We start from the raw sequence: 7,747 nt of genomic DNA on the forward strand, positions 1-7,747 counted from the left end.
TAGTGCGCATTGAAACGTTCGCAGTGCATGTAGATTGAATTTAAATTTCATTTAAAGATGGGCGTTCTCCGAGAGTCTTCCCGATTCGAGGAGAACCCAAATAGCGATAAGGTTCATCATGGCGGGGCAACTTAACCCACATCTTCTTTTAGCCGTTCCACTGGCGCCGTTGGCCGGTTCTGCGATCGCAGGCCTGCTCGGGACGAAGTTCTTCGGCAATGTAGTCGGCCGCAAGGTTTCGCACACGGCGACCATCCTCGGCGTGTTGATCGCACTGATCATTTCCGTCCAGACCTTGCTGGCGGTAGTCGATGGTGCGACCTACAACGGCACGCTGTACACCTGGATGACCGTGGCCGGCCTGAAGCTGGAAGTCGGCTTCCTGATCGACAGCCTGACCGCGATGATGATGTGCGTGGTGACTTTCGTGTCCCTGATGGTGCACGTCTACACCATCGGCTACATGAAGGACGATGACGGCTACAACCGCTTCTTCTCGTACATCTCGCTGTTCACGTTCTCGATGCTGATGCTCGTCATGAGCAACAACTTCCTGCAATTGTTCTTCGGCTGGGAAGCAGTGGGCCTGGTTTCCTACCTGCTGATCGGTTTCTGGTACACCCGTCCGACCGCGATCAAGGCCAACATGAAGGCCTTCCTGGTCAACCGCGTCGGCGACTTCGGCTTCATCCTGGGCATCGGCCTGTTGCTGGCCTATGCCGGTTCCATGAACTACGGCGAAGTGTTCGCCAAGCGCGGCGAGCTGGCCCAGCTGACGCTGCCGGGAACCGACTGGATGCTGCTGACCGTGGCATGTATCTGCCTGTTTGTCGGCGCGATGGGTAAATCTGCCCAGTTCCCGCTGCACGTCTGGCTGCCTGATTCGATGGAAGGCCCGACCCCGATTTCCGCACTGATCCACGCGGCGACGATGGTGACCGCCGGCATCTTCATGGTGACCCGCATGTCGCCGCTGTTCGAATTGTCCGACACCGCCTTGTCCGTGATCCTCGTGATCGGCGCGATCACCGCGTTGTTCATGGGCTTCCTCGGCACCATGCAGACCGACATCAAGCGCGTGGTGGCATATTCGACACTGTCGCAGCTCGGTTACATGACGGTCGCGCTGGGCGCCTCGGCCTATTCGGTCGCCGTGTTCCATCTGATGACCCACGCGTTCTTCAAGGCGTTGCTGTTCCTCGGTGCGGGTTCCGTGATCATCGGCATGCACCATGACCAGGACATGCGCAACATGGGCGGCCTGCGCAAGTACATGCCGATCACCTGGATCACATCGCTGCTGGGTTCGCTGGCGCTGATCGGTACACCGTTCTTCTCCGGTTTCTATTCGAAGGACAGCATCATCGAAGCAGCCGCCGAATCGCATCTGGCGGGTTCCGGTTTTGCCTACTTCGCCGTGCTGGCCAGCGTGTTCGTGACCGCGTTCTATTCGTTCCGCATGTACTTCATGGTGTTTCATGGCGAAGAGCGTTTCGGCAAGGCCGATGCACATGGCCACGATGACCATCACGCTCCTGCAGCTGCAGCTGTTGCACACGGTGCGCATGACGACCATGCTCATGGTGCACACGATGCCCACGACGATCACGAGCATCACGGCCTGGCCCCGGGGCAGAAACCGCACGAATCGCCGCTGGTGGTGACGCTGCCGCTGATCTTGCTGGCGATTCCGTCGGTCATCATCGGTTTCTTCGCGATCTCGCCCCTGGTCTTCGGCGATTTCTTCAAGAACGTGATCTTTGTCGGTGAAAACCACAAGGCGCTCGAAGAGCTGGCGCATGAGTTCCATGGTCCGATCGCGATGGCGGTGCATTCGCTGACGTCGGCGCCGCTGTGGCTGGCGATTGCCGGGGTGGCGACTGCGTACTACTTCTACATGGTCAATCCGCGCGTCCCGGCCTGGTTCAAGGACAAGTTCAGCGCGATCTACACCTTGCTCGACAACAAGTACTACATGGACAAGTTCAATGATGTCGTGTTTGCCGGCGGTGCGCGCATGCTGGGCACCGGCCTGTGGACAGTGGGCGACAAGGGCCTGATCGACGGCCTGGTCGTCAACGGCAGCGCCAAGGTCGTCAACTGGTTCTCGAAAGTCACGCGCCTGTGGCAATCCGGTTACATCTACCATTACGCGTTCGTGATGATTATCGGGGTGCTGGGTTTCCTGGTTTGGTTCATGCCGTTTCCGTTTGGCAAATAAGCTGTAAGAAGATAACAACCATGATGCAGTCAACTTTTCCTCTCCTTAGCCTTGCGATCTGGTGTCCGGTCGCGTTTGGCATACTCGTCCTGGCCGTGGGTCGCGACGACAATCCATCCGTCGCGCGCTGGCTGGCGCTGCTCGGCGCCGTCGTCAGCCTGCTGGTAACCATCCCGCTGGTGCTGCATTTCGATGCCGCCGCGCACGGTTACCAGTTTGTCGAAAAGACGCCCTGGATCGATCGTTTCAACATCAGCTATTTCCTCGGCATTGACGGCCTGTCGCTGTGGTTCATCCCGCTGACGGCCTTCATCACCGTGATCGTGGTGCTGGCCGGCTGGGAAGTCATCCAGAAGCGCGTCGGCCAATACATGGGCGCGTTCCTGATCCTGTCGGGCCTGATGATCGGCGTGTTCTCCGCACTCGACGGCATGCTGTTCTACGTGTTCTTCGAAGCGACCCTGATCCCGATGTTCATCATCGTGGGTGTGTGGGGCGGCGCCAACCGCGTGTACGCAGCGTTCAAGTTCTTCCTGTACACCTTGCTCGGCTCGCTGCTGATGCTGATCGCGCTGATCTACCTGTACATCGTGTCCGGCGGCAGCTTCGAAATCCCGACATGGCATCAGCTGCCGCTGTCGATGATCGAGCAAAAACTGCTGTTCTTCGCATTCCTGATGGCGTTCGCGGTCAAGGTGCCGATGTGGCCGGTGCATACCTGGTTGCCTGACGCCCACGTGGAAGCGCCTACCGGCGGCTCCATCGTGCTGGCTGCGATCATGCTCAAGCTCGGTGCTTACGGTTTCCTGCGTTTCTCGCTGCCGATCGCTCCTGACGCCAGCCACGCGCTGTCCGGTTTCATGATCACGCTGTCGCTGGTGGCCGTGATCTACATTGGCCTGGTCGCACTGGTGCAGCAGGACATGAAGAAACTGGTGGCGTACTCGTCGATCGCCCACATGGGCTTCGTCACGCTGGGCTTCTTCATGTTCAACGACATGGCGGTGCAGGGCGGTATCGCACAGATGATTTCCCACGGCTTCGTGTCGGGCGCGATGTTCATGTGTATCGGCGTGCTGTACGACCGCATGCATACCCGTGAAATCGCCCAGTACGGCGGTGTGGTCAACAAGATGCCGCGCTTCGCCGCTTTCTTCATCCTGTTCTCGCTGGCCAACTGCGGTCTGCCTGCGACCTCCGGTTTCGTCGGTGAATTCATGGTGATCCTGGGCGCGGTCAAGTTCAACTTCTGGATCGGCCTGCTGTCGGCAACTGCCTTGATCCTGGGGGCGGCTTACTCGCTGTGGCTGACCAAGCGCGTGATCTTCGGCGCGGTGACCAATCACCACGTGGAAGAACTGACCGACGTCAACAAGCGCGAATTCTTCATCCTCGGCCTGCTGGCGATCGCGGTGCTGGTGATGGGTCTGTACCCGGCGCCCGTGACGGACACGATGCAGACTTCGGTCAGCGATCTGTTGAAACACGTGTCGGTCTCCAAGATCGGCAATTGATCAGTAACTAAAGTAACAAGGCATCGGTGCTGCTGCAGTGTGCAGCGCCGACGCCGGCAAGCAATTCGATACGACGTTTCGAAACAGGCAGGGCAGGCGAAGTGCGGGCCCGGCTGAAAACGGCGGCAACGGTAAGCGGACAAAATACGCGGACGAAACTAAGCGGTAACTAAATGAACAACATGAATCTGATCCCTGTCTATCCGGAAATATTTCTGCTGATTGCGACCTCCGTAATCCTGCTGATCGATATGTTTTTGCCGGATGCAAAGCGCGTCATTACTTACGTGCTGTCCTTGCTGGCGCTGGTAGTCTGCGCAGTGCTGACCTTCACCAACTATGCAAGCGGCGAAACGGTCTACACCTTCAGCAACATGTTCGTCTCGGATCCGCTCTCGAGCCTGCTGAAACTGTTCTCCTACCTGGCTATCGGCCTGACGCTGATTTACGGTCGTCAATACAACTCCGATCGCGGCATCGTCGGCGGCGGCCACCTCGGCGGCGAGTTCTACGCGCTGGCGCTGTTTGCGCTGCTGGGCCAGATGGTCATGATCTCGGGCAACAGCTTCCTGTCCATCTACCTCGGCCTGGAACTGATGTCGCTGTCGCTGTACGCGCTGGTGGCCCTGCGCCGTGACCACGCTGCTTCCACCGAAGCCGGCATGAAGTACTTCATCCTCGGTGCGCTGGCTTCCGGCTTCCTGCTGTACGGCATCTCGATGCTCTACGGCGCCACCGGATCGCTGGAACTGAACGACGTCTTCCGCGCCATTGTCTCGGGCACCGTCGACCGCAACGTGCTGGTATTCGGCATCGTGTTCGTGGTGGCAGGCCTGGCGTTCAAGCTGGGAGCCGTGCCGTTCCACATGTGGGTGCCTGACGTCTACCATGGCGCACCGACGCCGATGACGCTGCTGATCGGCGGCGCGCCGAAGCTGGCTGCGTTCGCCATGGTGTTCCGCATTCTGGTCGAAGGCCTGTTGCCGCTGGCGATCGACTGGCAACAAATGCTGATGGTGCTGGCCGTATTGTCGATCATCGTCGGTAACGTGACGGCGATTGCGCAGACCAACATCAAGCGCATGCTGGCGTACTCGACCATTTCGCACATGGGCTTCATGTTGCTGGGCATGATGTCGGGCGTAGTCGACGGCAACCTGTTCCAGGCCGTCAACGCCTACAGCTCGTCGCTGTTCTATGCGATTACTTATGTGCTGACCACGCTGGGCACCTTCGGCGTGATCCTGCTGATGGCGCGCTCCGGTTTCGAAGCCGACACGCTCGACGATTTCAAGGGGCTGAATCAACGCAGCCCATGGTTCGCCGGCATCATGCTGGTGCTGATGTTCTCGCTGGCGGGTATTCCGCCGATGGTCGGCTTCTACGCCAAGCTGTCGGTGCTGCAAGCGGTGCTGGGTACCGGCCAGATCTGGTTGGCGGTATTGGCAGTGGTGTTCTCGCTGGTTGGCGCGTTCTACTACCTGCGCGTGATCAAGAACATGTACTTCGATGATCCTGCCGACAGCGGCAAGATCACCGCCAGCTTCGACGTGCGCATTGCATTGAGCCTGAACGGTATCGCAGCGCTGGGCCTCGGTCTGTGGCCCGGCCACCTGATGGATGCCTGCACCAACGCCATCGTCACCACGCTGGCGACATTCCTCAGCAAAGTCATCGCAACATAAAGCGAAGCCGCCGGTGAACGTTTCCCTACTGAGCTGGTGTGTCATCGTGTTGGCGGTCCTGGCCGCCAACCTGCCTTTCTTCAATCAGCAGTTGTTCGCGCTGATCCCCCTGAGCAAGTCGCCCGATTACCGCAAGCCGGTATGGGTGCGCTTGCTTGAGTTGGTGGTACTGTATTTCGTCGTGGGCGCGCTTGCGCATTTCTTCGAAGCCAATATCGGCAACGCCTTTACCCAGCGTTGGGAATTTTATGCCGTCACCGGCTGTCTGTTCCTGGTGTTGGCGTATCCGGGCTACGTCGTGCGCTATCTGCGCAAGAGCCACGCCTGAGCTGCGCGATCCTGTGGTCCGACATGCCTGCATGTCGCGGCCACAAGCTTTTCTTCCTCCTCCACGTTTATTGATTGCCTGATCTCCCATGGACGCACATCCGGACGCACATCTCAAAGAAAGCAAGGTAGACGGCAAGCTGGTCTACGAAGGACACTTCCTCAAGGTTCAGCGCGATACGATTCGCCTGCCGGACGGCAAGCAGTCGGTACGTGAACACATTCGTCATCCCGGCGCCGTGGTGATCCTGCCCTTGTTCGACGACGGCTCGGTGCTGCTGGAGCGTCAGTTCCGCTATCCGCTCGACCAGGTCTTCATCGAAAGATCGATGCCGGCGAAGATCACCTGGAGTGCGCCAAGCGCGAGCTGCGGGAAGAAACCGGCTACACCGCGACCGACTGGCAATTCGTTTGCACCATTCATAACGCGATTGCCTATTCGGACGAGCACTTGGACATCTATCTGGCGCGCGGCTTGACGGCAGGTGAGCGCAAGCTCGACGACGGCGAATTCCTCGACATCTACAAGGCGCCGCTGTCGGAGTTGCTGGAGCAAGTCCGACTGGGCAAGGTAACCGACGTCAAGACGGTCATCGGCGCCTTCTGGCTGGAAAAAATCATCAACGGACAATGGACCTTGCCGAGCGCCTGATCTTTTGTTCGCGCATGTCGCAAAAGCAAAAGGCTTCGATATCGATCGAAGCCTTTTTTGTATTTGGGATGCAGCGGGACTTAGCGTGACGGCAGCGCTTTCAGAAAGTCGCCGACTTGCCGTGCATAGAATTTTGAAAAACTGGTCGTTCCATGCCCCCGCGTTTCCGCACTCGCCGGAATCAGATACAGCTCCGCGTTCTTCAGTTGCTTCAGCGCCGCCGTCATCGTGCCGGTTTCGGGCGGATTGCGCTCGTCGTCAGCTGCATTGATCGCCAGCAGGGGCGCTTGGATGCGCGTCAAATTCGGCATGGCATTGAAGTCAGCCGACGATCCCCATTGATAGATGAAATCGTTGGCATCCGCCGTCACGGGGGCAGCGAGCCGGTCATCCACGATCTTGTCGGCCTGCGCGCGCGTCGGCGCCAGCGCCTGATAGGCAAGGGTGCCGCCGGCAGTGGCGATGCCGAACATGGTGTTGGCCAGGCGTAGCGACGGCGGCTGCGTAGTGTAGTTGCCGCCGTTCCAGGCCGGATCCTGTTTGATCGATTCGACCAGCATGCGCCGCATCATCCAGTTGCGGCTCGCCATCTCGATCGGTTGCGATGCCATCGGCACCAGCCCATCCATCATCGCCGGATAGGTTTCTCCCCACATCCAGGTCTGCATGCCGCCCATGGAATTGCCCATCACCAGGCGCAGATGCTTGACGCCGAGGCCCTCGGTCACCAGCCGGTATTGCGCCAGCACCATGTCGGCATAATTGTATTGCGGGAATTTCGTGCGGAGTCCGTCTGACGGCTTGGCCGATTTTCCGACGCCGATCGCGTCCGGCATGATCACGTAGTACTTGCTCGCATCGAGCGGCTGTCCCGGACCCAGCATCTCGCCGGCAAAATCCCTGGCGACCATGTCGGCTCCGCTGCGGTAAGTGCCGTGCAACAGCAGCACCGCCGGATGGGCCGGATCGCCGACGGTGATGTAGTGCAGTTTGAAATTGTTCAGCGTCTCGCCGGTATGAAAAGTGAAGGAGGGTGCAATCCAGTCGGCTTCGCGTTGTTGCGGATAGCCGGCGGCGTGCGCCGCGGCGGGCAGCAGGGAAGATGAAAGCAGCAGGGGAGCGATGATGCCCAGGGCAAGTCTCCGAATCATTTTTATAGTCCTCGTAAGCGAAGGTGGTCTTATGGGAACGGTCATACTAAATGAAATCCGGCTGCCTCGCTGTGGCGGTCACGCTAAAACAAAAACGGCGCTTCGTTTGATCGAAGCGCCGTTTTTATTTGCGGTAAAAAAGCCGATTACATGTTCGAATAATTCGGCACCGGCTGTCTGTTCCTGGTGTTGGCGTA

Annotated in this window: 5 protein-coding genes and 1 pseudogene; 5 read left to right on the forward strand and 1 reads right to left on the reverse strand. The window is 58.8% G+C overall.

The annotated features are described in order from the left end of the window. Nucleotides 1-118 precede the first annotated feature (118 nt). The 5 genes and pseudogenes from nuoL (at nucleotide 119) to HLUSI_RS26540 (ending at nucleotide 6,399) form a co-directional block, all read left to right on the forward strand. Nucleotides 119-2,221, forward strand: coding sequence for an NADH-quinone oxidoreductase subunit L (gene nuoL / locus HLUSI_RS0102045; protein WP_029363017.1), 2,103 nt, complete (start codon nucleotides 119-121; stop codon nucleotides 2,219-2,221). Nucleotides 2,222-2,241: 20 nt separating this feature from the next. After that, nucleotides 2,242-3,735, forward strand: a complete 1,494-nt coding sequence (locus HLUSI_RS0102050; RefSeq protein ID WP_029363018.1) for an NADH-quinone oxidoreductase subunit M — start codon at nucleotides 2,242-2,244, stop codon at nucleotides 3,733-3,735. Between the two features lie 173 nt (nucleotides 3,736-3,908). Then, nucleotides 3,909-5,420, forward strand: a complete 1,512-nt coding sequence (gene nuoN / locus HLUSI_RS0102055; protein ID WP_029363019.1) for an NADH-quinone oxidoreductase subunit NuoN — start codon at nucleotides 3,909-3,911, stop codon at nucleotides 5,418-5,420. Between the two features lie 13 nt (nucleotides 5,421-5,433). After that, on the forward strand, nucleotides 5,434-5,748 hold the full coding sequence (locus HLUSI_RS0102060) for a DUF2818 family protein (RefSeq protein ID WP_029363020.1): 315 nt from the start codon (nucleotides 5,434-5,436) through the stop codon (nucleotides 5,746-5,748). A gap of 88 nt (nucleotides 5,749-5,836) precedes the next feature. Further along, a pseudogene (locus HLUSI_RS26540) lies at nucleotides 5,837-6,399 on the forward strand (NUDIX domain-containing protein). A gap of 80 nt (nucleotides 6,400-6,479) precedes the next feature. On the opposite strand, the gene HLUSI_RS0102075 reads toward HLUSI_RS26540, so the two are convergent. Continuing rightward, nucleotides 6,480-7,550: an alpha/beta fold hydrolase gene (locus HLUSI_RS0102075; protein ID WP_016832385.1), complete on the reverse strand. Its 1,071-nt coding sequence runs from the start codon at nucleotides 7,548-7,550 to the stop codon at nucleotides 6,480-6,482. Nucleotides 7,551-7,747: the final 197 nt, after the last annotated feature.

The sequence above is a fragment of the Herbaspirillum lusitanum P6-12 genome (assembly GCF_000256565.1).
GTDB lineage: Bacteria > Pseudomonadota > Gammaproteobacteria > Burkholderiales > Burkholderiaceae_D > Herbaspirillum > Herbaspirillum lusitanum.

Bases quoted from the DNA above. Each gene is read 5' to 3' on its own strand.
- nuoL (WP_029363017.1), top strand. From the start codon at position 119: ATGGCGGGGCAACTTAACCCACATCTTCTTTTAGCCGTTCCACTGGCG.
- HLUSI_RS0102050 (WP_029363018.1), top strand. From the start codon at position 2,242: ATGATGCAGTCAACTTTTCCTCTCCTTAGCCTTGCGATCTGGTGTCCG.
- nuoN (WP_029363019.1), top strand. From the start codon at position 3,909: ATGAACAACATGAATCTGATCCCTGTCTATCCGGAAATATTTCTGCTG.
- HLUSI_RS0102075 (WP_016832385.1), bottom strand. From the start codon at position 7,550: ATGATTCGGAGACTTGCCCTGGGCATCATCGCTCCCCTGCTGCTTTCA.